A 24193-nucleotide genomic window follows, 5' to 3' on the forward strand; every position below is an offset into this window, starting at 1 on the left:
TTTTACCATGGTCAACGTGACCGATGGTGCCAACGTTTACGTGCGGTTTGCTACGTTCAAATTTTTCCTTAGCCATGGCAATATCCTATAATCTAAGCTTTTGAAAGAAAGGGTAATAATGAGATGGTGCCCATGGGCAGATTTGAACTGCCGACCTCTCCCTTACCAAGGGAGTGCTCTACCCCTGAGCTACATGGGCGAATTGTTTGGAGCGGGTGAAGGGAATCGAACCCTCACCGTAAGCTTGGAAGGCTTCTGCTCTACCATTGAGCTACACCCGCATACTCACTATTTGCTCCAAGTAAGAATTTTTGGTGGAGGGAGAAGGATTCGAACCTTCGAAGCTCACGCAACAGATTTACAGTCTGCCCCCTTTGACCGCTCGGGAATCCCTCCAAAAGAGAACGCTAGTTTATTGGCAACTCAGATTTCCGTCAAGATTTTTTTTCATTTATTTCTTTAAAAATATCCAAGCTTTTGCTTTTAAACACTATTTACTTAAACTGAATGATTTTTTCGTACTTAGCCATCAGTTCTTCGTGCGTTTCAGGATGTTCTTCATCGATCAAGATACAGTCGACAGGACATACCTGTTGGCACTGAGGCTCATCGTAATGGCCTACACATTGCGTACACAAATTTGGATTGATTTCGTAAATTTCTTCACCTTGCGAAATGGCATCATTTGGGCATTCCGGTTCGCACACATCGCAGTTAATGCACTCATCTGTAATAAAGAGCGACATTTCTATTTCCTTTTTTCTTAAATTATCAAAACCGATTGGGCGCGGATTATAGCACAAATGACGTCGGAACAATCCGTTTGAAAGAATGTTTTACACCTTGGGAATGATTCTCAAATTCTATACTATTCAGCAACTTGCGAATAGAGCAACAATTCAAACCTACTCATTCCCGCCTTTCCTTCCCGATAAATTTCCAGCCAATCCGGTTTTTCAGGCAACTTCCCTGCTTCAATATAGACCATTGCCCCATTTTTCAAGTGGCTTTGCAATCGGATAAACAGATTTTGCCAATCTTCCCATGCAAACGGCGGATCAAGGAACACAACATCAAATTTTTCAGACGGCCTTGCCAGATAAGCCATGCCGTCTGAACACTCGATTTTCGCCTGTTTCAAACCTAATTCACGGATATTTTTCTGAAGCGTTTGAACAGTTTGGCGGTGGTTATCGACCATTACCACTTTTGCCGCATTACGAGAAGCAGCCTCCATTCCCAAAGCACCACTGCCACTGAATAAATCCAATACTGTTTTACCGGTTAAATCCTGGCCCAGCCAGTTAAACAGTTTTTCACGCACGCTGTCAGGCGTCGGGCGCAGACCATCTGCAGATAAAAATGTTAACTTTCGTCCCCTGCATTGCCCACCGATGATACGTACTTGATTGCTGTGTTTGGAATGTTTGTTGTTTGCCATATCTTAAAAAGATGCCGAGTTTTCAGACGGCCTCAATTATATAGTGAAACTGCCATCAAGCCGTATTTCACTCTATTCTTTTAGAAACAAAAAGGCCGTCTGAAAATCATTTTTCAGACGGCCTATAATATTAACAATTTCATTTCTTTGGTTTTCTGTACCAACATTTCACAGTAATGTTTTAATTTCTGTTACATCAACTCTAGCTTCATACTTGAATTACTAGAAAATCATCGTATTATCGTGCGTACTAATCTGCAACACCAAACCACCTTGTCCTGACTCACCAAACCTTACATATCCATTTGAAAAATTGCTGCTAACTGTTCCAATCGCAGTAAGTTCAACTGCATCAATCTTAGCGACTTCACCAATTTTTCCGCTATATATTTCTGCGAATATTTATGTAAGACTCCTTTTTTATTGGTTTCTATGATTAAACTTTTTGCGTAGATAATTGATTAGGTTCTAAACTTTGTATGTGTGGTTTGACAAGCACACTTCCTTTTGTCATAATAAATAACAAACTAATGAGGTCCAAGAAAAAATTAGTCTCGTTATATGCGTTACTTCTTGTTCCAGTATATTCTTTAGCATATTGTTATATTTTATAGCTACACCATTTGAAATAAAAATAATTATTAATACTCGCAGGTGCTACTTATATGGATGAGTATAACACTCAAACTCGATTACCTGGCCTCAAGAAACTATGAAGATAGAGAGTTCGACCCATACTACTGCCCAAGTATGAAATGTAAATATCTGGAATATGAAGACTCAACGTATCGGAAGCATATTTTATACATTAGGCACAGATTCGATAGGGAGTCAATTTAATAGGATGTGTAACTAATTTAGTTGTTTAGATTATTAACTTAGATATTTTATAAAGGGAGTGTTTGAATGTACCGTAATCATAAATTATTTCTTACTACTATTTCTGCAATTTTATTGTTGACCTCACCACATACCATGGCTGAGGTTAGCACTGTAGATAATAGTGGAGCAACATGGTCAATTATCAAAACTCAAAAGCAAGGTCATTCTCGAATGGTTTGGGTAAAAGTAAGCGAACACCCGTCTGTTGCCGATCAAATGAAATGTAAACCTCTACCCTATTATGGTCCAAATGCAGGTGAGCTTGTCCAACAAGGGAAAAGTTGTATCTATACACCTGCATATACAATGGATCAATATTTTTTAAATTGCATGGGTAACTATTCACAACAAACAAAAATTCGTTACCGTAGAAATGGCACGGTATTCAATCAGGAAAATTATCCAAATTACAGTTATCCTATTGTACCAACCTCAATGATGGACTGGGTTGAATCAAATGTTTGTAAGTAATTTAACTTTATAATATAAATTCATTATGGTAATTGTTTCCCTATAACTCCCTATTGGAGTTAATTAAATGAATTTATATAACTGCAAAAAGGCCGTCTGAAGATGATTTTCAGACGGCCTTTACTATTCATTAACCAATTATTCCTTCGGTGCAGGCGGTTCGATCTGCTCTTTCCAGCCGCATTCTTTTTGCGGGCAGACTTTTTCCACACCCCAGCGTTTGGTGGTTTTGATGGTCAAAACCGGCCACGCGCATTTTGGACAGGTTTCTGCAATGGGTGGATTCCAAGTAGCGTAGTTACAATCCGGATAGGTGCTGCAGCTGTAAAACAGTTTGCCGTAGCGGGATTTACGCTCGACGAGGTTGCCTTTTTTACATTGTGGGCACTGGACGCCGGTATCTTTCGGTTTTTCCAGCGGTTCAACGTGTTTACATTTCGGATAGTTGGCGCAGCCGATGAATTTGCTGCCAGTGCGGCTGTATTTGTACACTAGGCGACCGCCGCATTTAGGGCATTCGCGTCCGTCGAGTTCGGCTTGTTCTGCTTCCGCTTTGGCGATGCGTTCAGCAGCTTCTTCGGCAGTTTCGTTGACGTTGCGCGTATAGCTACACTCGGGATAACCGGCACACGCAACGAAACGACCCATTTTGCCGAACTTGATTTGCAGTTTGTGTTCGCCGCATTTCGGGCAGGTTTCGTCAAGTTCCTGCGTGGTAAATTTGGCGCGTTCGATGCCCTCTTTTTCTTCCACTTGCTTGATAAACGGCTTCCAGAATTTGTCCATCACGGGAATCCATTGGCGTTTGCCGTTGGCAATTTCGTCAAGCTGGTCTTCAAGTTTGGCAGTGAAGTGGTAATCGACGTATTGGGCGAAGTGTTCGGTCAAGAATTTATTGACGATGTCGCCTGTGTCGGTAGGCATGAAGCGTTTTTGCTCAAGGGTAACGTATTCGCGGTCTTTGAGCGTGGAAATGATACTGGCATAGGTTGAAGGGCGGCCGATACCGTATTCTTCGAGGGCTTTAACCAGCGTGGCTTCGTTGTAGCGCGGCGGCGGAGTGGTGAAGTGTTGCTCGCCGTAGAGTTTGTCCACAGGCAATTTATCGCCTTCGCTCATTTCGGGCAGTTTTTTGCTGTCTTCGCTCTCTTCGTCGTCGCTACTCTCTTCGTAAACGCTGAGGAAGCCTGCGAAGGTTTGCACTTGTCCGGTTACACGGAACATGCCTCTGCCGACGCTAATATCGACGGTGGTTTGGTCAAATTTGGCGGGTGTCATCTGACAGGCGACAGTACGTTGCCAAATCATTTGGTATAGTTTGAACTGGTCTGCGCTCAGAAAAGGTTTGACGCTTTCGGGCGTACGGTACACGGAAGTTGGGCGGATCGCTTCGTGGGCTTCTTGGGCGTTTTTGGATTTGGTTTTGTACTGCTTGGCCGAACTTGGCAGATATTCTTTGCCGATTTTGTTTTCGATGTAATGGCGGATTTCAGTTAACGCTTCATCAGCCAAATTCACGCTGTCGGTACGCATATAGGTAATCAGACCAATGGCGCCCTGCCCTACGTCTATACCTTCATAAAGCTGTTGGGCGGTACGCATGGTGCGGTCGGTGGTGAAGCCGAGTTTGCGCACGGCATCCTGCTGCATGGTAGAAGTGGTGAACGGCGCGGCAGGATTGCGGCTGCGCTTTTTCTTTTCAATGGCGGTAACGACGGCCTCTTTGCCTTCGAGTTCTTTCAACACTTCGGCTTGAGCGGCTTCGTTCGGCAGGTCGAATTGTTCGAGTTTCGCACCGTTGTATTGGGCCAGTTTGGCGGTAAACTTACTGCGGCCTTTGTGGCTGTCGAGATGTACCGTCCAATATTCCTGCGCTTCAAACGCTCGGATTTCGTTTTCGCGTTCGCAAATCAAACGCAAAGCAGGGCTTTGTACGCGGCCTGCGCTCAAACCGCGGCGGATTTTTTTCCACAACAACGGCGAGAGGTTGAAACCAACCAGATAGTCCAAAGCGCGGCGGGCTTGTTGCGCATCGACCAAGTCCATTTCGATTTCGCGCGGATAGGCAACGGCATCGAGCACGGCGTTTTTGGTAATTTCGTGGAACACGACACGCTGCGGCTTGATGTTTTTCAGGCCGCGTTTGGATTTGAGGATTTCCAAAAGATGCCAAGAAATGGCTTCGCCTTCCCTATCCGGGTCGGTTGCGAGGTAGATGTTTTCAGCTTCTTTGGCACCGGCAACGATGGCATCAACGTGTTTGCTGTTGCGGCTGATCAATTGGTATTTCATGGCAAAGCCATTGTCGGGATCGACTGCTCCGCTTTTCGGAACCAAATCGCGGACGTGGCCGTAAGACGCCAAGATTTCAAAATCACCGCCCAGATATTTCTTCAGGGTTTTGGCTTTGGACGGGGATTCGACGATTAATAGGTTTTTCGCCATTGTTGTTCTCTTTTGGATGTATTGGATTTATGTTTCAGACGGCCTTTATTATTGAGTCCGTCTGAAAAAAGGTTTAGTGCATCACGTTTTGTCCGGTCAACGCACTCATCAAGTCATCGCCTATCAGGACGGGCAATTCGCTCTTGTGCATCCACAACACCAACAATACCAACACTTTGGCGGTATCGAGGGTAATTTCGTCCGATGGAATGTGCATCAGAGCGTGAATGACGATTTCGCGTTGCTCATAAGTAATTGCGTGTTCGGTAACCAAATATTGCATCAAGCCCATGACTTCCTGCGGCAGGTTTTCAGCTTCTTCACGACAGAATACGCGCAGGGAGTCGCTGTTAAACGGCTCGGCATAGAATTCGGACGTATTGAACAAGACTTCCATCATCATCAATGTATTGCCGATTTCCGTAGCATCAAAACCCGCATCTTCCAAGAGGCGACCCAAGTCCTCCGGAGGCGGACAATTGTCGAAATCTTGGAAGTGTTCGATTAAATAGGCAATGACTTCGGTCATGCTGGTTCCTTAAATATAGATAATTTATGCTTTGACACGCTGATAACGGCCGCCCGGTAAGGCGGCAACGATACCGTCAAGTTCGTATTCCAAAAGCTGTGCGTACACGTCTGCCGCTGCCGTATTAGTTTGTTGCGCTAAAATATCGGGGTGTATCGGGTCGTAACCCATTGCTTCCAATAAAGCGCTTGTTGATGGGGCGGCAGATAGGTTTTCAGACGGCCTTTGCGGTTCATCCGCTATTGTTTTTTGTTGCAGATGTTTGGTTTGATCGTTTTTCAGTTTTACCGTCTTATTTATAGAATATGATGGAACAGGCGTATTTTGCAATAGCTGCGGACACTCATGGAGAATATCGTCCAGACATTCCACCAGTTTTGCCCCGTCTTTAATCAGCTTGTGACAGCCTTTACTGTGCGGATTGTCTATCGAACCGGGCACCGCCATCACTTCGCGCCCCATCTCCGCCGCCAGCTTGGCGGTAATCAATGAGCCGGATTCCAATGCCGCCTCAACCACCAATGTCAGCTGCGATAACGCGGCAATCAGACGGTTGCGGCGCGGAAAATTGCCTGCAAACGGACGCGTGTCTAAAGGGAACTCGCTGACAATCAATCCTTTTTCAGCAATTTCATAAGCAAGGTTTTTATTGGACGGCGGATAAATGCGGTCTATACCGGTTCCCCAGACGGCAATGGTACCGCCATCTGCCTGCAATGCGCCTTGATGGGCGGCGGTATCGATACCCGAAGCCATACCCGATACGACGGGAATGCCTTTTTCACTCAATGCCCTGCCGAAATCTTTGGCAATCCGCATTGCCTGCGGCGTGGCATGGCGACTGCCGACAATCGCGGCAGACGGTGTGTGCAGCAACCCTGCATTGCCGCGTAAAAACAAGACCGGCGGCGCGGTAATGCCTTGTGTCAGCATTTCGGGGAAATCATCATCTTGCAGCAGCAACAGACGGCAACCGTCCTGCATTTCCCATTGTAAAGCGGCTTCGGCAGACTGCTGCGCCAAAGCCCGTTTGTCCGCATTACTCCATGACTCGGCAGCCTGTTTATGGCGCACCAACGCGGCTATTCTATCTGCCGGCGCATTCAAGGCAGCTTGTGCACTACCGAATTGCTGCAACAGTACCAAAAAACTTTCTGCGCCGATATAGGGCGTAAATGCCAGTTGCAACCAAGCAAAACGCTCGTTTTCCGTCATCAATCTGTTCCCTTTTCATAATGTTTTTTTCAGACGGCCTGAAGTAAATCAAGGCCGTCTGAAAATTTTATTGATATAAAACTTCTGTCGGCTTAAAAGGCAAAATAACAATGCCTAGCCATATTATTATTTTTATAAAGTATTGCTTGTCTAAGCAAACTGTCAAATGACGATGCCGTCTGAAAAACCTGATGGCTTTCAGACGGCCTCTTTTGTGTTTGAACCGATATTGCGCTTATTCTTCGGATTTGTCGGCGCTGCGGCGCGATACGCTGATACCGAGTTGTTTGAGTTTGCGGTAAAGGTGCGTACGCTCCAAACCGACCTTTTGCGCCACGCGGCTCATATTTTGGCCTTCTTGGGCGATGTGGTACTCAAAGTAGCGGCGCTCGACTTCTTCCCTCAATTCGCGCAAAGGCATATTGAAATTGAAGCCGCCGATGATTTCTGTTGCCGTCGCGTTTTCCTTCTGACCCAAAGCCACGGCAACAGCCTGCTCGTCCACTTCTTTGCCGTCCGACTCCAACATGATGTTTTTCACCGTTTCGGCAAGCTGGTCGTAATTGCCCGGCCAATCGTATTGGCGCAAAACCACCAACGCGCTGTCGCTGAATTTTACCGGCTGGATTTTTTGACTTTCGGCCAAATCGGTCATAATGCGGTTGATTAAAAAGACGATGTCGTCCGGTTGGCTGCGCAAAGAAGGAACATTGATACGCTCTTTCAACAGCTCCGCCAGTCGGCCGGCAACGACGTCATCGGCGCTCTCACCGCGTTTAAAGCCGCATGAAGCGATTACACGGACATTGTAGCGGTCGGCTTTCTCCAGCAAGAAAGCAATGCCGTTTTGGATATTTTTGCTGTAACGGGCAATATCGCCAACATACAAAATGCCGCCTGATGCCTTTTGCAACAGCTCCATCGGCGTATCGACAATGTGTTCGACACGGTCGGTTGCCACCCAAGGCGTACCGCTTTTGTGCAGATAGCGGGCGACAATCTCAAACGGCGAGCCTGCCTCACCGGCCAACAACAGCGGGCGGTTGTGTTTGGCGGCCGCTTCAATGCTGCCGTTCATTTCTTGAATGACGGAGCTGTTGCCCAGTTTGTCCAAAGTCATGCCGGAGGCCGTCTGAACTTCGCCATGTTTCAAGGCGCGTTCTACTGCGGACAAGAGTTTTTGCAGGGCAATCGGTTTTTCCAGAAAATCAAGCGCGCCGATTTTGGTGGCTTCAACCGCGGTGTCAATACTGGCATGGCCGCTCATCATCACCACAGGCATATTGAGTTGGCCGTTTTTCGCCCACTCTTTCAACAAAGTGATGCCGTCGCAATCGGGCATCCAAATGTCCAGCAATACCATGGCCGGACGCGTTTGATAACGCAATTGGCGCGCTTCTTCGGCATTTTCAGCCAAAGTAACGGTATAGCCTTCGTCTTGAAGGATTTCGGAGAGCAGGTCGCGGATGCCTACTTCATCATCTACAATCAAAATATCACTGCTTCGCATAAGTTTCTGCCATTTCTGGTAAAGCCATTTTGACACACGCACCGCCGCTGTTCTGATTGCTCAGGCTGATGCGGCCGCCATGCTCCTCGATAATTTTTTTCACAACGGGCAAACCCAGCCCCGTTCCTGTCGGTTTGTCGGTAACGTACGGCTCAAAAGCATTGTGCAGCATTTCTTTGCTGAAACTTTTGCCGTTGTTGCAGACGGTCAGGAAAACCTGTCCGCCTTCGCGCCCTGTTTCGACGTTTACTTGCGGCGCTTCGTCCGACTCCGCCGCTTCTGCGGCATTCTTAAATAGGTTATGCAACACTTGGCGCATCGCCGTCGTATCGGCGGCAATCGGCAGAGCATCCGTGTTGAGCCGTGCATTAAATTTGCACGCGCCGGCCTCATATAATACCAATACTTCCGACACCAAACCGTTTAAATCTTGTTTTTCTAAATTCAGAGACGGCGCACGCGCATAATTGCGGAATGCTTCGACCATTTCTTTCAGCGCGGCAACCTGTTTGACGATGGTATCGGTTGAACGACTGAGGATTTGGGCGTCTTGTTCATCAAGTTTATCATGCAATTTCCATGCCAATCTCTCGGCAGAAAGCTGGATAGGCGTAAGCGGATTACGGATTTCGTGCGCCAAACGTTTCGCTACTTCGCCCCATGCGGCCTCTTTTTGCGCCCGCATCAAGACGGTAATGTCATCAATCACCATCACCACGCCGTTATCGTTATCCTCCGGCAGGATGGTGGCCTTGCCCAATAAGATTCGGGCATCATCGGGCGCGGCATATTCGACTTGGACGGGTTTGTCGCTGTCGGCGGTTTCATTAATGGCGGCAAACACATCGGCCAACAGAGTTTGCTGCGGCGATTTGCCGTGCCATTGATGCCAGTTGCTGCCCCACAAAGACACCAGCGAAACGCCCAAAATCTGTTCGGCGGCTTTGTTAAAGGTTTTCAGACGGCCATCGGCATCCAAAGTAATCACGCCAGTGGTCAAACTTTCCAACACGCATTCCAAATAATGGCGTGCGGCTTCTTCGCGCAAACGGTTGCGCTCGTCCGCCTCTTTGGCAATCGATAATTGCTCGGTCATGTGGTTGAACAACTGGGTCAAACGGCCGAACTCGTCATTGCGGAATACCGGCCGGGTCTGGCTGAAGTCGCCCTGAGCCACCGCCCGCGCGCCCTCTGCCAACGACAACACCGGTGCCACAAAACGGCGGGCAAAATACAAAGCCATCACCAGCGCCAAAAAGATGGCCAACAATGTCGCGACCAAAAGCGTGGACAGGAAAAAGGTTTGCAGGCCTTTTTTGGTATAACTCAGCTCGGCGTATTTGGCACGGGCCGCTTCAATCAGCGTCGCGTCTTGGGCAACATCTTTCGGAATCGGCTGCCGGAAAAACAGCGCATAATCCTGATTTTTATGCGTACCGATCAGCATCCAGCCTTGAGCATACAGCACGCCGCCGATGCTTTCCAAGCTGCGTACCGAGCCGGTCTGCTCCAGCTGCTCCCATCCTTCTTTGTTAAGCTCGGGTTGATTTAGTTTCAGGGGATTGATGCTTTTCTCGGCTTTATGGGTAGTCGCGTTGTAAAGCGCCAGCTGGGCAAAGTCGGAAGTAAGCGCGGATTTTGCCAGCGCTTGCCCTAAGTTGCCGTCCAGCGAAGCGGCGCTGATTAAGTCGATTTGCACCGGCGTGGCGTTGCTGACCGCGTTGTCCACCGCCAAGTTCAGCGCGGATTTGCTCAAATTTAAGCTGCGCTCTAGAGCCTCATGGGTATCGTTGCCAAACCAAGAATTAATCGTACCGTTAATAAACTGGGCAGAAATACCGAACAAAAACACGCCCGGCAATACAGCAACCAAAGTAAACATCCCCGACAGCCGACGCGCAATCTGCGAACCGAACACGCTTTTGCTGTTGTCGCGCATCAAAAGCACGACATAGCGCACCAACACCGCTGCCAACACCAGCAACAGCAAACCGCACAAGGCGACAATCCACCAGAAATAATCGGACAATACGTTGCTGCTTCCCGTTGCAACAGTCAGACCGTACAACAAAACAACGGCGAATACGGCGGCAATCAGAAGAAAGCGGCGCATGGTTTACTCCTGCACGACCGACAAGGATTTCCAACCGGAATCCAAATGCCAGTTTTTAGAAGTCAGGGCATTGATTTGGAACGGTTTGGGCAGCTTGGCGGTTGTCAGCAGCAGGCGGATTTCAGCCTTCGTGTCTTTGGCGGCCACATCACTCAGCGCGCCTTTGGACAAAACCTTCCAATTCGCGACCGCGCCCACTGCGCGCAAGGCGGTTTCAAGCGTGTCGTACTCGGTAGAAAACGTACCGACGGTAACGCGATAGCGGTTGGTCAGTGGATGGAAGGACAATTTGTATTGAATCGTGCTGTCGTTGTTGAGCAGCTGGTCGAACTTGAATTTATAAGACGACATAGACGGCGCTGACAGCTGCCAACTCAAATTGAAATGCAGGGGGACGCCCTGTTTGAGTGCTTCTTTAAGCTGGTCGGGCAGGTCGGTGCGGAAACGGCTGCTGACGGAAAGCTGTCCGGCATGGGTCAGCTTTGCCTCGGCACGGGTCGCACTGATGCCCTCGCCCGCCGCATTCAACGACACGGCGAGCAAGAGCGGTACAATCAGCGTTTTACTGCTTTTTAATAAGCGCGTAATAAAAGCCATCTTGATGTTTGTTCGGTAAAAGCACATGCGATTCGATCAACTCGGCATCGGCATGGCGGTTAAGGAATTTTTGCAACTGACCGTCGTTTTCTTCGACAAAGACCGAGCAGGTAGCCAGCAACATCCTGCCGTTTTTCGTCAGGGTCTGCCACAGCGCGTCTAATAATGCTTCCTGTTGGCGTGCGGTTTTGACGGCATCGGTCGGCCGGCGCAGCCATTTTACGTCAGGATTGCGGCGCGCTACGCCCGAAGCGGTACACGGCACATCGGCCAAGACAGCGTCAAAGGCCTTGCCATCATACCACGCTGTCAAGTCCTGCGCATCGGCACAAGCCAAAGAGGCCGTTTGAAAGCCTAAACGGTCAAGATTGCTCTTCACCCTGTTCAGACGGCCTTCGTCTATATCCAAAGCGGTAACATGACAATCTGCCAGTTCCAAGATATGGCCTGTCTTGCCACCCGGTGCCGCACAGGCATCGAGAATGCGTTCGCCGTCTTTCGGGTTCAACAAATAGGCAGCACGTTGCGCACCAAAATCCTGCACAGACACCAGGCCGGCTGAAAAACCGGGCAGGCGGCTTACCGGCACGGCTTCTTCCAACATTACGGCGTATTCGTCCAACGCCTTAGCCGCAATACCTTCCGCAGCCAGTTTTTCCAAATAGCTTTCGGCATTGCCGTGTCGACGGTTGACGCGCAAAGTCATCGGCGGATGCGATTGCAGCGCGGTGGTAATGTTGTGCCAATGTTTCGGATAATGGTTTCTCAAGTAAGCCACCCACCACAGCGGCAAATTATGTTTCGCCACATCGTCTTTTTTACAGGAAGCCTCGAGCTTGTCGCGTTCACGCAAAAAGCGGCGCAAAATCGCATTGGCAAACGAGCGGAACTGGCCGCGGCCGATTTTGGCAATGCTTTCCACCGCTTCATTAACCACGGCATGAGGCGCATTGCGCGTGTAATGCAGTTGGTACATCGCCGCCAAAAGCAGGCTTTCAAGCTGCGGATTGTCAATCGGCTTCTTCAGCATTTGACCAAGCATATACTTCAAACTGCCCAAATAACGCTGACAACCGTAGGCAATATCCTGCAACGCGCCGTTTTCCTGCGCCGTCAACTGCGGATGCGCCGTGCGGATTTCCACCAAAACATCCTGAAGATTGCGCCCTTCGGCAACCGCGGCAACGCTGTCGGCGGCCAGTTTTTGGGCGAGGGACATACTCATATTTTTGCTTTCTGATTTATATTTGATTTCAAGTGTTCGGCGGATTTCAGACGGCCTGTTCGGCAGCCAGCAATACCTGATAATATTCGGCATCTGTTTTGGAAAAACAGCAAAAGATGATTTTTTCCACTGCCGGACATTGCGGCAGGGTTTGCTTCAAACTCTCCAAAGCGATACGCGCGGCGGCTTCGGCCGGGAAGCGGTACACACCGGTGCTGATGCACGGAAAGGCGATGCTGTGAAGCTCGTGTTTCTGGGCAAGCAGCAAAGAATTGGCATAGGATTGTGCCAATTTGGCCTCTTCATTTTGTTGTCCGCCAAACCATACCGGCCCGACCGTGTGGATGACAAAACGTGCAGGCAAACGGTAGCCTTGGGTTATTTTGGCTTCGCCTGTGCGGCAACCGCCCAAAGTGCGGCACTCGTCCAGCAGCTCTTTGCCTGCGGCGCAGTGTATCGCACCGTCTACGCCGCCACCGCCCAACAGCGATGAATTGGCAGCATTGACAATCGCATCGACTGCCAATCGGGTAATATCACCTTCGACCACTTCAAAAACAGCCATTGTCTTCTTTCCTCTACGTTGATTTCCAGCCTGTTACAAAACCGTCCCGACTTCAATCGTCCGCCCTGCCGCAAATGCCTGTATGCTCATGCGTTTGCTGCCGGAAGGCTGCAATTCGGTGATGTTCAGCGCGTTTTCACCGCACGCCACCAGCAGGCCGTCTGAAGTGCAAGACAACACCTCGCCTGCCTTACCCTGTTTGGCCACGACTTCGGCACGCCAGATTTTCATCGGTTTGCCTTGATACTCGACCCACGCGGCAGGTACGGGGTTAAAGGCACGGATTTTGCGCTCAATCACAGCCGCGCTTTCATTCCAATCGATACGCGCCTCTTCTTTGCTTAATTTTTGGGCGTAGGTAACGCCTTCTTCAGGCTGTTTGACCGCATTCAGACGGCCTTCTGCCTGCAAACGCTGCAAGTCGGCAACAATCGCTTCCGCACCCAAACCCATAAGCGCGTCATGCACTTCGTTGGCGGTATCCGTAGGCTGGATGGCGTAGCGGTGTTCGCTGACTACATCGCCGGTGTCCAAACCGATGTCCATCTGCATGATGCACACACCGGTTTCGGCATCGCCGGCTTCAATCGCACGTTGAATCGGTGCCGCGCCGCGCCAACGGGGCAACAGCGAAGCGTGGATATTGAGGCAGCCGTATTTGGGCGTATCCAACACTTCCTGCGGCAAAATCAAACCATACGCGGCCACTACCATCACATCCGCGCCCGTATCTTTAAGCATTTGCAGGGCTTCGGCGTTATTGCGCAACTTTTCCGGCTGCGCCACGGTCAAACCCAATTCCAAGGCAGCCTGTTTGACCGGCGATGAGGTCAGCTGCATGCCGCGGCCTTTGGGGCGGTCGGGTTGGGTCAACACCAGCGGAATTTCAAAACCTGCGGCGGCAATGGCTTTCAAGGCGGCGGCGGCAAAATCGGGCGTACCGGCAAAGATGACTTTCATGTTGTGTCCTTGTGGAAATGGTTTGAATGGCGCATTAGGCAAACTGTTTCAGCTGAAAAGGCCGTCTGAAAGATTGAAACCCGAAGTCTGCCTTCTGTTTTGTCTTTTCAGACGGCCTTTAAGCGATGCGCAGGTCAGATGGTGTGTTTCTGACGTTTTTTCAGTTTGGTTTTGATGCGGCCTTGTTTCAGCTGCGACAGGTGTTCGACAAACACGATGCCCATCAGGTGGTCCAATTCGTGCTGCACGCAGATTGCCAGCAGGCCGTCTGCTTCCAGCGTGAATGTCTCGCCTTTTTCGTTCAAGGCTTCAACTTTGACACGCTCGGCACGGGTTACGGTATCGTAAATGCCCGGCACGGACAGGCAGCCTTCTTCATAAGTTGTCTCGCCGTCTTTTTCGACAATGACGGGATTGATGAACACGCGCGGCTCGCTGTGGTCTTCGGTCAAATCCATCACGACGATGCGCTCGTGTACATCGACCTGAGTGGCAGCCAAACCGATACCGCGTGCTTCGTACATGGTTTCAAACATATCGGCAACCAATGTCTGGATGCGCTCGTCGATTTTTTCAACAGGTTTGGCGACCGTGTGCAAACGCTCGTCAGGGTATTGGAGGATGTTCAGTAAAGCCATAATATTCTCGTTTTATAAAACTGATGTGTGATTTTCATACAGATTTGGCTTCCGCCGCCACAATCTCCTGTCATGACAGCAACATTCAATGCTAAAATAACGCCGAAAAATGTTAAGATAGCGCGACGGAGGCCGTTCGTTATCGTATTGATGAATGGGCGGCAGTTTCGCAAACTCCAGCCTTCTCTGTTTATCATCTGAAGACAAACCGAATCGATTTCAAGGGGAACGGTTATGCAACAACGTATTATAACCCTGCTTTGCATGGCAGGCATGGCTATTTCTGCCCACACTCAGGCAGCTTCTTTAAAAATCCGCCCCAATGCGCCGCAACGCTACGTCGTTAAAAACGGCGATACCTTGTGGGGTATTTCCGGCAAATATCTGTACAGCCCATGGCAATGGAACCGCCTTTGGGGTGCCAACCGCAACGCCATCCGCAATCCGCATCTGATTTATCCGGGTCAGGTGTTGGTTTTACGCTACGTCAACGGCCAGCCGCGCTTGGGTTTTGAACACGCTCAAACCCGTTCAGACGGCATTCCTGTGATCAAACTGCATCCGCGCGTACGCGAAACTTCCGGCTACGGCATTCCGACCGTCAACGTCAACCTCTACCGTATGTTCATGAAACATCCGCAGATTATCGCTCCGGAAGAAACCGCCAACGCGCCGCGCCTGATTGCAGGCCCCGACAACCGCGTCCTCTACACGCAAGGCAACCGTGTGTACGCATACGGCCTGACCGAACCCGGCCGCTACCTGACCTACCGCATCAATAAAAACATCACCGATCCGGAAACCGGCAAATTCCTCGGCCAAGAAGTTGTGTTCAGCGGCATCGCCAACACGCTGCCTTACACCGACTCCGCCTTGGAAAACCGCACCCGCGCTTCTGACGAAAAACTCAAAAGCAACGAGTATTACACCCAAGTCAACAAAGCCATGAAGCTGCGCACCCAATCTGCGCAACCTTTGGTTATCGAAGAAGCCGTTTCCGAAATCCGCAAAGATGACTATCTGCTGAAACTGCCAGAAGGCCTCGACAGCTTCAATGTGATGCCTCACGCCCCTGCCCGTCCGATTCAGGCCAAAGTCGTTTCCATCTTCGACGGCGTGGGCGAAGCCGGCCAGTTCCAAACCATTACTTTGGATAAAGGCGAACTCGACGGCCTGGACAAAGGCACTGTGGTCAGCCTCTACAAACGCGGCCGCCAAGTCCGTGTGAATCTGTCCAACAACCTGATTCGCAAGCCGAAAGACAAAGATACGGTTGAATTGGTTTCCATTCCGGCGGAAGAAATCGGTTTGGCAATGGTGTACCGCACATCCGACCATCTGGCCTCAGCCATTATTTTGGAAAGCCTGAACAGCGTTTCCATCGGCGATACTGCCTCCGAACCCGGCCGCGATTTGGACAATATGGCTGATGAAAAAACCATGGACAAACCGGCCGAAGACGAACAAGAAAGAGAAATCGAACTGGAAGTCCGCAGCTGATTAAGCTTTCTTAGCAGCGATTCGGTAAATAAAGGCCGTCTGAAAACCTGTTTTTCAGACGGCCTTTTGATTTCCGCCCATAAATAAAATTGGTAACGCGTTGTTTAAAGCGCAAACAATATTTCATGTCTTCAGCTATTTATCGGCTATCCCCTTTTCCATTTGTCTTTCTGCTCTGCCATTCAAATCAGAAATATGAAAAGCCCAATACGCCATTTATTGCCTATTGATTGCTCCATCTGTTTCTTCCAATCAAAAAGGCCGTCTGAAATCTTCAGACGGCCTTTTTATCCACAACTCAAATCCGATTATTTGAATTTGTAAGTGTATTGCAAGCCCAAGATGTCCGCTTTGTTTTTGAAGCGGGCAGAGGATGCACCGCGGCTGTCTACGTCGTTGCCGCTGGCTTTGCCGGCGCGGTAAACCGTGTCATTGATGTGGATATGGCTGTACGCCGCATCGATAACATGGTTTTTACCCAGTTGATATTTAGCACCGACGGAGAACCAGATACGGTTGCCATCAGGCAAGCTGTTCATGCGGTCTTCGGCGCTTTTAACCGGTGATTTGTCGAAAGCGATACCGGCACGCAGTTGCAATGGTTCGGTAACTTGGTAAGAGCCGCCGAATGCAACTTTATAAGTGTTGCGCCAGTTAGGCGTGATGACAGTACGGCCAGATTGGCCGTTGACAACTTTTTTGGTGTTTTCAAACACCAGCTCGGCTTTGTTGAAGCGGCTGTGGCGCGTCCAAGTCACATCGCCGAACAGGTTGGTTTTGTCGGTGGCGCGGTACATACCATGAACAGACAAAGACTCAGGCGTGACGATTTTTACGCTGGCTTTTTCGTTCGGTACATAACCGAGTGCGGCCATTGCACCAGAATCCCATGCCTGTTTCACCGCTGCACCGTCTGCCGCCCATTCTGCAGTGCCTTCAAGCGTGTGTGAAACTTTGGAACGATAGTTCACACCCACGCGCGCGCGGTCGTTAATGTCCCACATCCACGCCAGTTGGTAGCCGAAGCCCCAATCGCTGCCTTTGACATCGGCGTGTCCGTCAGCCTGAATGGCGGCGGCAATGGCTGCATCCGGTTTGCCGGAGGCTTTTGCCACTGCTTTTTGCTTGATACCCCAGTCGGCATATTTGCGCAGTTCGGCGGAAGTATGTTGGGCAATAATACCTGCGCCGAAGGAATGGCGGTCGTTGAGTTTCCACGCAACTACCGGCTCGATAGCGATGGTGGTCAAACCCAGTTTGTTGATGTTGTGGCGCAAGACGGAATCTTTTTCGTATTCGGTTGCAGAGCCGAAGGGGACGTACACGCCCAAACCCAAAGTCACATCGTCGCTGGCTTTGTATGCGCCATAGACGTGCGGAGCAACGGTGGTTTTGGTGATTTTGCCGCTTTTCGAACCTTGGACGGGAATGCCGGTAAAGTCGGTGGCAGAATCCGCTTCATAACGAATGCTGGGCAGCACGATGTTGGCGTTGACGGAAATTTGGCTGCTGTCGAGTTTGCTCAAACCGGCCGGATTGTAGAAAATGGTTGATGCATCGGCGGCTTCGGCGGCGGCGGCGTTGGCCGTGCCTTGTGCGTTAACGGATTGTGTGCCGAAGTGGTAGCCGGAGGCTTGGACGGCGGTAGATAACAGTGCTGCGCTTAAAATAAATGCTGTTTTTTTCAGATTGAAATGAATCATTTTGGTTTACCGTGAAAGTAGCGGACAAAGAAAAAGGCCGTCTGAAACGTCCTTTATTGATTTAGTATAGGCACTCAATTCTATACTACATCATTATTTTTGCCTAATCTTTTCTTTTTTTACACAAAAAAAGCAGGCTGAAACAGCCTGCTTTTCCAATCATAGGATCACTGCAATTATTTGACCTGCAACACTTCCAGCGTATTGGTCGAACCGGATTCGCGCATTTGCGAACCGCTGGTGATGATGTATTGGTCGCCGCTTTGGAGGATTTTGTGTTCTACCAGCATGGCTTCCACTTCGTTCAGCGCGGTATCGTGGTCGGTACTGGTTGCCAAAATCAACGGACGCACGCCGCGGTACATCGCCATGCGGCGTTGTGCTGAAACACTCGGTGTCAGGGCAAAAATCGGCAGGGTGATGTTGTGGCGGCTGACTTCGAAGGCGGTCGAACCGCTTTCAGTCAGGGCAACGATGGCTTTGGCGTGAACTGCTCGCGCCACGCTGACCGCACCGCCGGCAATCGCCAAGTTGGTGCTGACGGCTTCGGGATACTCGACCTGTTCGGCAACGCCGTTGAGTGAATCTTGTTCTTTTTCCGCAGCCGCACAAATAATCGCCATTTGGCTGACGGTTTCAAACGGATACGCGCCGACGGCGGTTTCGGCGGAACACATCACCGCATCGGTACCGTCCAATACTGCGTTGGCCACGTCGCTGACTTCCGCGCGGGTCGGTACAGGGTTGGTAATCATCGATTCCATCATTTGGGTTGCAGTAATACTGAAGCGGCGCAACTCACGGGCACGGCGGATCATGCGTTTTTGCAGTGCGGGTACGGCGGCATGGCCGACTTCCACTGCCAAGTCGCCGCGGGCAACCATAATACCGTCGCTGGCAAGGATGATTTCGTCCAGGTTTTCAATGGCTTCTACGCGCTCGATTTTGGAAACCAAACCGGGGCGTACGGCAGTGCTGCCTTTCATTTCTTCTTCGACTTTGGCGCGTGCGATGTGCAAATCTTCGGCAGATTTCACAAAGCTGATGGCCAAGTAGTCGCAACCGATGGCAATCGCCGTTTTCAGGTCGCGGAAGTCTTTTTCGGTCAACGCACCGGCAGACAGACCGCCGCCGCGTTTATTGATACCTTTGTTACTTTTCAGCACATGGCTGTTTTCTACTCTTGTAATAATCTTACTTTCTTCAACCGCTTCAACGGTCAAAGTCAACAGGCCGTCGTCCAGCCACAAAACATCGCCGGCAGCGACGTCATTGGGCAAATCGCGGTAGTCCAGGCCAACCGCTTCACGTGTGCCTTCGCCTTCAAGTGCGGCATCCAAAATCAAGGTTTCACCCTTATTTAGCTCGATGCTGCCGCCTGCAATTTTGCCCACGCGGATTTTAGGCCCTTGCAAGTCGGCAAGAATGGCGATTTCCTGACCCGCACGTTTCGCGGCTTCGCGTACGATACGGGCATTTTCTTCATGAAACTCCGGCGTACCGTGGCTGAAATTGAAACGGACGACATTAAGGCCGCCGACACGGATCATGTCTTCCAACAATTGCACATTATTGCTGCCCGGACCCAATGTGGCGACAATTTTGGTATTGTGACTGATACGGGTTAAATCACGTTGCAATTCGCTCATGTAAACGTCCTTTCCTGTTGATTCCACGTTTGATAATGAAGAAGATTGTACTCTTAATGCAATAATGTTGGCGTAAAATTACATAATTTTCTGACTTAAACTAAATTTATTTTTGCATTAACCTACTTTTCTATCGGATACAATACACTCTCACGTCGTCATTTTTGATTTTCAGACGGCCTCCCTCATACTAATAGAATACTCAACTGATCCATGAAACGTTTTTTGACTCCGCTACCCATCGGCATCGTTTTGGCCGACCTGATCTACGGTTTCGTACTTAATGTCATGCAAGGCTTAAATTTGCAACAAACCGCAGCCAACCAGTCCGGTACAATTTCCGTTACGCCCGACATTGCCTTCAACAGCCTGCAAATCGTCGCCAACGGCGGCATGGTCTGCATCATCGGCTTCGGTTTGATTGTCTTATTCCAACTCAACCGAGCTGTATTACGCCAACAAATCCTGCCCATCGGCATTTTCCGAACCCTCGGTCTGTTGGCTGTTTTGGCATTCAGCATTTCGTCTTTGTGGGAATGGTTGCATGCCGCTTTGTCGCTGCTTTCCGGGCACAACGTTTTAAACTTCAGCAACCCGCGTTATCTGGTTACCGCAGCCTGCATGCCCATCATCGCTTTCTTGTGCATCTTGCGCCTGTACAATTGGTATCGCTTACATCGGACTGTAGCCACTGACGACACCGTCACGCCCCTCTAATCAAGCTGCAAAAAGGCCGTCTGAAACAGGAAAACCTATTTCAGACGGCCTTGTCATTGTATATCTCAACGTTGATGGCTGGTTTCTACACCGGCCTTAATCTCACCATACATTTGCGAGCTGCCTCCGCTGCCCGATGCGCAGGCCGCCAAGCTCAGTGTCAAAACAACCGCAGTCAAAATCTTCAACATTGGATTCCCTCTTTCTACAAAAATTATTTCGGATCACAACGGAAATGGTAAGCGCAAATTTCAAATCTGTTTTTGAAGTAGAGACGATGCGCACCTGCACGGTCATGGTTAACATGGACATTCAGATGGATTTTGGTCGCGCCAGTTTCCGCACCGATTTTGCGTACTTCTTCCAACAAGCGAGAAGCATAGCCTTTTTGGCGGCATTGCGGCATGGTTACGAGATCATCAATATGGATATGGTAACCGCTGGCCAAGTTATGTGCAGTATGGAAACCGCATACGGCCACGGCATTTTGTTTGCCTTCTTCAAAAATACCCAACAGGCGGTAGCCGGTTTTGCGCTGGTGCTCGTTGATTTGTTCGACGAAACGGTGAATATCAGTCAAAGAAGAACGCAAAATGCTCAGTGCCGCAAAAGCAGTCGCGGTTTCTTCCGGCGGAATTTCACGCAATACGCCGACCACAGGAGCGGCAGCTTGAGGCTCAGGCTGCGCATTGGCCGCCTCCGCACGCTCGGCGGCATGTTTTTCTTCAATCGCCTGCGCTAACAAAACGCGCTCGACCGGCACTTCGCCCTGCTGTTTGCTCTCTTGCTCTTTAAGCAAGGCTTTGCAGTCAATCACGCGCAAATCATTATCCGCCGCAAAGTCCATCAAGAAACGGAACATTTGCGGATTGTCTTCTTCCAACTTTTTATCGACCGCTACACAACGGACATTGTCCACCAAAATCGGGCGCACCCAATTCGAATAGGAAAGGCGGTTGTCTTTAGTAAAGGAGGACAAAATACCGCACAGGCGCTCCGCCCAGTCGCTTGGTCGGAAAATCTTGCCTTTGCTGGTTGTACCATGGATCACAACTTCATAAGGATTACACACTAACATAAGCAGCTTCCTGAAAGTAAATGGCTGAAGGAATATTTCGCCAGTGCCAACATCAGAAAAAGTTCCGATACATAGCAACAGATGATTGAAAAAATATCAGTAAGGTTTTGAAATACGACAATGACGAGACGGCTTGCCGATCCTGACAATCCGTTTCGAATTCTTTGATTATTATACCCGATACGCCTCTTTTTCTTCAAAAATCATTTGAAAAATAACAACAGGCCGTCTGAAAACAAGTATTTCGGTTTCAGACGGCCTGCATATTTTGAATATCAATACAACAATTTCTTGCGGGGCTTTTGCTCGCCGCTGGATTTAATTTCTGACAAATTGAAATTCAATATGCTCAAGTCCAAAACGCTTTCAGAAGTGCATTGATCACCAAAGGCATTTTCATAAGTGGCCTTCAGTTTCAACACGCCGCCAAATGTCTGATCTGGCAATTCGGCAGCCAGCGCAAACATGCTTGCAAACACGCCGCCATACAATTCGCCCGATGCCAGCATATCCACACCGCCGGAAAACATCTCCAAGCGCATAACCGCATCGGCAACCAGCTTGCTCGGCAAGTGATCCGGCAAAGGCTCTACTTCAAAATGCACATTCTTCGCCAAGCCCTTACCGCTATTGCGGACAACCAAAACCAATAAATCCGTTTGACCGTCAGAACGCTGCAACGTCGCATGCAAAACAGGATGAATGCTCTCTTTTTGAATCAGCTGCTCACGGTGCAACATCTTGCTTTTAGCTTTGGATCGCGCAGATACGACGGCCCAAATCAACCAAACAAATGCAACGGCAGAAATGGCTGTAACCAAAAGGGGAAGATTGGTCAAATAGGCTTGCTGATTAAACCAAACTTGTGCGGCTAAAAATCCGGCAAAGAAAATCAAGACGTATAAAATTGGGGCAAACCGGCTTTGTATGGATGAGTGCATGAGTTTTCCTACATTTCGTATCATGTTATTAAAAAATAATGCCTTTCGGGCGAATAATGTCATCAACCCGGAAGGCATTATTTTAACGTAATTTTAACGCAATTTGCTTAATATCTTGCTTTTTATGAAACTAATGTATCAAGCAGACAACTCAAACCGTATAGCCGTATTTTCAGACGGCCTGAGATTTTTATCAGGCTTCGGCAACCGAATCACGCGAGAAGGTTTTTTCGCAATAATGGCATTTCAAACGCGTCTGACCATTATGTGAACGGACATAAAAGCGACTGATGACCGGCTCGCCATGACTGGCACAATTAGTATTCGGGCAACGGAACACTTCCGAAATCTCGTCCGGCAATGACAAATGCTGTTTCTCAACCACCTTAAACCGATCAATTTTGTTTACCACTGCTTCAGGGGCAAATAAGGCCAAACGGTTGGCCGCATTGGCATCCAACCATACGCCGCTGACTTTGATAATGTCTTTGCTTCCCTGCGTTTTACTTGGCAAATTAAAGCCGACCGTAACCGCGCTGCCATAATGCAGCAGCTTAAACTGTCTTAAAATGGTCAAGCCTTTACCGGCAGGAATATGGTCAATTACCGTACCTTGTTCAATTGCTTCAACGCTGAGTTTTGAGTTTTCCATCTTTCGCTCCTTAAACTTCTTCGTTCAATACCAAAGACAAAATCGCCATCCGTGCATACACACCATTGGTTGCCTGTTCAAAATAATAGGCATGAGGTGTTTTATCCACATTCGGATGAATTTCATCTACCCTCGGTAAAGGATGCAAGACGCGCAAATTGGGTTTGGCATTTGCCAACATTGACGCATCAAGATTGAATTTACCCTGGATTTTGGCAAATTCCTGCTCATCAAAACGTTCGCGCTGAACGCGGGTCATGTACAAAATATCCGCCCATTCGACCGCTTCTTCCAAACTGGACAAAACTTGGTAAGGGCAACCGGCCTCCTCCAGCTCTTCAGTGATATAGTCCGGCATCGCCAAGCTGGGAGGGGATACAAATGCAAACTCACAACCCCAACGCTTCAATGCCTGACATAATGAATGTACCGTACGGCCATATTTCAAATCACCGGCCATCGCAATTTTCAAATTGCTCAAGCTACCTTGTGTTTCATAAATCGTTACCAAATCCAAAAGCGTCTGGCTCGGATGTTGGTTGGTACCATCGCCGGCATTAATCACAGGTACGCTCGAAAATTCAGCCGCCACACGGGCCGCACCGTCTTTAGGGTGTCGCTGAATAATCGCATCCGTATAGCTGGAAATAATCCTCGCAGTATCTGCAAGTGTTTCTCCCTTTTTCGCACTGGTATTCGCACCATCGGAAAAACCGATAACTTTCCCACCCAAACGCTGTACCGCCGTTTCAAAAGACAAACGCGTACGGGTGGATGGTTCAAAAAAGCACGATCCAATCAATTTACCTTCAAGCAAATCTTCACGAGGCTGCTTTTTCAACTTCAAGGCCGTCTGAAGCAGCAATTCGAGCTGCTCCGTCGTCAAATCTGAAATTGAAATAATATGTTGCCGATAAAGCGGATTAGGCATGACCATTCCTTCCCATAAAAAAGCCCGCAACAGGCGGGCGTTTCAAGCAAATCAATTCCATCGTTGCCCGACATCATCCTGTCGGACAATCACAACCATGTTCCTACCACACCCATGAAATCTTCCGCATTATCGCATATTTAACAGACGGCTGCTTCTTTCAAGTTTTCAGACGGCCTGAGGTATTTACAAAATAGTCCTGTACTCAACAGCAGAAAACCAAACACAGGGATTCGATTGTTTTCAGTTATTACCCAATGGCCCCATTAGCCCAAGTTTGATTGCCAGCCCCCAAACAAAGCCGCCCCGTGGCCCAACCGGCAAACGGTTCGGCCGCAGGGCGGCGTATACGGTACGATCGTCCGTCAGGTTATTTTTTCACGGCAGGCTGCGCGGCCTTAGGCGCGGCAGAAGAAACCGTCGCCTCCGCC

The 24193-nt window shown here is 49.3% G+C and carries 22 protein-coding genes and 3 tRNA genes; 3 read left to right on the plus strand and 22 right to left on the minus strand.

Going from position 1 to position 24193, the window contains the following annotated elements; all coding sequences use genetic code 11:
- Nucleotides 1–124 precede the first annotated feature (124 nt).
- From ACTHR2_RS09950 to rsmD, 5 genes are all read right to left on the minus strand, one after another.
- Nucleotides 125–199 (minus strand) — tRNA-Thr (locus ACTHR2_RS09950).
- Nucleotides 200–207: 8 nt separating this feature from the next.
- Nucleotides 208–281 (minus strand) — tRNA-Gly (locus tag ACTHR2_RS09955).
- 31 nt (nucleotides 282–312) lie between these two features.
- Nucleotides 313–396: transfer RNA gene (locus tag ACTHR2_RS09960), tRNA-Tyr, on the minus strand.
- A gap of 98 nt (nucleotides 397–494) precedes the next feature.
- Entirely contained in the window at nucleotides 495–746 is a 252-nt protein-coding gene (locus ACTHR2_RS09965; protein WP_003679513.1) for a YfhL family 4Fe-4S dicluster ferredoxin, read from the minus strand.
- A gap of 122 nt (nucleotides 747–868) precedes the next feature.
- Entirely contained in the window at nucleotides 869–1441 is a 573-nt protein-coding gene (gene rsmD / locus ACTHR2_RS09970; protein ID WP_263339028.1) for a 16S rRNA (guanine(966)-N(2))-methyltransferase RsmD, read from the minus strand.
- A gap of 906 nt (nucleotides 1442–2347) precedes the next feature.
- On the opposite strand from rsmD, the gene ACTHR2_RS09975 reads away from it, so the two are divergent.
- On the plus strand, nucleotides 2348–2794 hold the full coding sequence (locus tag ACTHR2_RS09975) for a hypothetical protein (protein ID WP_263339031.1): 447 nt from the start codon (nucleotides 2348–2350) through the stop codon (nucleotides 2792–2794).
- 138 nt (nucleotides 2795–2932) lie between these two features.
- Here ACTHR2_RS09975 and topA read toward each other — a convergent pair whose 3' ends face one another.
- The 10 genes from topA to def all read right to left on the minus strand — a co-directional run bounded on the left by topA (nucleotide 2933) and on the right by def (nucleotide 14591).
- Entirely contained in the window at nucleotides 2933–5239 is a 2307-nt protein-coding gene (gene topA, locus ACTHR2_RS09980) for a type I DNA topoisomerase (protein ID WP_440375685.1), read from the minus strand.
- 73 nt (nucleotides 5240–5312) lie between these two features.
- Nucleotides 5313–5768: a DUF494 family protein gene (locus tag ACTHR2_RS09985; protein ID WP_003679497.1), complete on the minus strand. Its 456-nt coding sequence runs from the start codon at nucleotides 5766–5768 to the stop codon at nucleotides 5313–5315.
- Nucleotides 5769–5792: 24 nt separating this feature from the next.
- Nucleotides 5793–6983, minus strand: coding sequence for a DNA-processing protein DprA (dprA, locus tag ACTHR2_RS09990; RefSeq protein ID WP_128580460.1), 1191 nt, complete (start codon nucleotides 6981–6983; stop codon nucleotides 5793–5795).
- A gap of 235 nt (nucleotides 6984–7218) precedes the next feature.
- On the minus strand, nucleotides 7219–8493 hold the full coding sequence (locus ACTHR2_RS09995) for a sigma-54-dependent transcriptional regulator (RefSeq protein ID WP_101756370.1): 1275 nt from the start codon (nucleotides 8491–8493) through the stop codon (nucleotides 7219–7221).
- On the minus strand, nucleotides 8480–10606 hold the full coding sequence (locus ACTHR2_RS10000; protein ID WP_263339045.1) for a sensor histidine kinase: 2127 nt from the start codon (nucleotides 10604–10606) through the stop codon (nucleotides 8480–8482). The genes ACTHR2_RS09995 and ACTHR2_RS10000 overlap by 14 nt, the downstream gene beginning before the upstream one ends.
- A gap of 3 nt (nucleotides 10607–10609) precedes the next feature.
- The gene (locus tag ACTHR2_RS10005; protein WP_004520180.1) at nucleotides 10610–11203 is read right to left on the minus strand and encodes a DUF4390 domain-containing protein; all 594 of its coding nucleotides are present in this window, start codon (nucleotides 11201–11203) and stop codon (nucleotides 10610–10612) included.
- Nucleotides 11169–12428 carry a 16S rRNA (cytosine(967)-C(5))-methyltransferase RsmB gene (rsmB, locus tag ACTHR2_RS10010; protein ID WP_440375686.1) on the minus strand — a complete coding sequence of 420 codons (1260 nt, stop codon included), beginning with the start codon at nucleotides 12426–12428 and terminating at the stop codon, nucleotides 11169–11171. Before rsmB ends, ACTHR2_RS10005 begins: the two co-directional genes overlap by 35 nt.
- Nucleotides 12429–12474: 46 nt before the next feature.
- Complete coding sequence (locus tag ACTHR2_RS10015) at nucleotides 12475–12993, minus strand: O-acetyl-ADP-ribose deacetylase (RefSeq protein WP_263339057.1); 519 nt, start codon at nucleotides 12991–12993, stop codon at nucleotides 12475–12477.
- A 33-nt stretch (nucleotides 12994–13026) separates the two neighbouring features.
- A complete protein-coding gene (gene fmt, locus ACTHR2_RS10020; RefSeq protein ID WP_263339065.1) occupies nucleotides 13027–13953 on the minus strand; it encodes a methionyl-tRNA formyltransferase in 927 nt (308 codons plus the stop codon).
- 134 nt (nucleotides 13954–14087) lie between these two features.
- Nucleotides 14088–14591 carry a peptide deformylase gene (def, locus tag ACTHR2_RS10025; protein ID WP_049331260.1) on the minus strand — a complete coding sequence of 168 codons (504 nt, stop codon included), beginning with the start codon at nucleotides 14589–14591 and terminating at the stop codon, nucleotides 14088–14090.
- Between the two features lie 234 nt (nucleotides 14592–14825).
- Here def and ACTHR2_RS10030 point away from each other — a divergent pair, with 234 nt between their 5' ends.
- Entirely contained in the window at nucleotides 14826–16091 is a 1266-nt protein-coding gene (locus ACTHR2_RS10030; protein WP_263339071.1) for a LysM peptidoglycan-binding domain-containing protein, read from the plus strand.
- 308 nt (nucleotides 16092–16399) lie between these two features.
- Here the strand turns inward: ACTHR2_RS10030 and ACTHR2_RS10035 are convergent, their stop codons facing one another.
- Together ACTHR2_RS10035 and pyk are read right to left on the minus strand one after the other, a co-directional pair.
- On the minus strand, nucleotides 16400–17794 hold the full coding sequence (locus tag ACTHR2_RS10035; RefSeq protein WP_070765151.1) for an OmpP1/FadL family transporter: 1395 nt from the start codon (nucleotides 17792–17794) through the stop codon (nucleotides 16400–16402).
- Between the two features lie 176 nt (nucleotides 17795–17970).
- The gene (gene pyk, locus ACTHR2_RS10040; RefSeq protein ID WP_263339077.1) at nucleotides 17971–19443 is read right to left on the minus strand and encodes a pyruvate kinase; all 1473 of its coding nucleotides are present in this window, start codon (nucleotides 19441–19443) and stop codon (nucleotides 17971–17973) included.
- A 213-nt stretch (nucleotides 19444–19656) separates the two neighbouring features.
- Between pyk and ACTHR2_RS10045 the strand changes: the two genes are divergently transcribed.
- Nucleotides 19657–20160 (plus strand): hypothetical protein, encoded by a 504-nt coding sequence (locus ACTHR2_RS10045; protein ID WP_263339080.1) that lies wholly within the window; start codon nucleotides 19657–19659, stop codon nucleotides 20158–20160.
- A gap of 65 nt (nucleotides 20161–20225) precedes the next feature.
- Here ACTHR2_RS10045 and ACTHR2_RS10050 read toward each other — a convergent pair whose 3' ends face one another.
- From ACTHR2_RS10050 to pyrB, 5 genes are all read right to left on the minus strand, one after another.
- Nucleotides 20226–20351 carry a hypothetical protein gene (locus tag ACTHR2_RS10050; RefSeq protein ID WP_263339083.1) on the minus strand — a complete coding sequence of 42 codons (126 nt, stop codon included), beginning with the start codon at nucleotides 20349–20351 and terminating at the stop codon, nucleotides 20226–20228.
- Between the two features lie 23 nt (nucleotides 20352–20374).
- The gene (locus ACTHR2_RS10055) at nucleotides 20375–21238 is read right to left on the minus strand and encodes a GNAT family N-acetyltransferase (RefSeq protein WP_440375687.1); all 864 of its coding nucleotides are present in this window, start codon (nucleotides 21236–21238) and stop codon (nucleotides 20375–20377) included.
- A gap of 275 nt (nucleotides 21239–21513) precedes the next feature.
- A complete protein-coding gene (locus ACTHR2_RS10060; RefSeq protein WP_440375688.1) occupies nucleotides 21514–22179 on the minus strand; it encodes a hypothetical protein in 666 nt (221 codons plus the stop codon).
- A gap of 193 nt (nucleotides 22180–22372) precedes the next feature.
- Complete coding sequence (gene pyrI, locus ACTHR2_RS10065) at nucleotides 22373–22831, minus strand: aspartate carbamoyltransferase regulatory subunit (protein ID WP_440375689.1); 459 nt, start codon at nucleotides 22829–22831, stop codon at nucleotides 22373–22375.
- 10 nt (nucleotides 22832–22841) lie between these two features.
- Entirely contained in the window at nucleotides 22842–23762 is a 921-nt protein-coding gene (gene pyrB / locus ACTHR2_RS10070; protein ID WP_440375690.1) for an aspartate carbamoyltransferase, read from the minus strand.
- Nucleotides 23763–24193 lie beyond the last annotated feature (431 nt).

The organism is Neisseria sp. P0006.S004 (assembly GCF_051963015.1).
Lineage (GTDB): Bacteria > Pseudomonadota > Gammaproteobacteria > Burkholderiales > Neisseriaceae > Neisseria.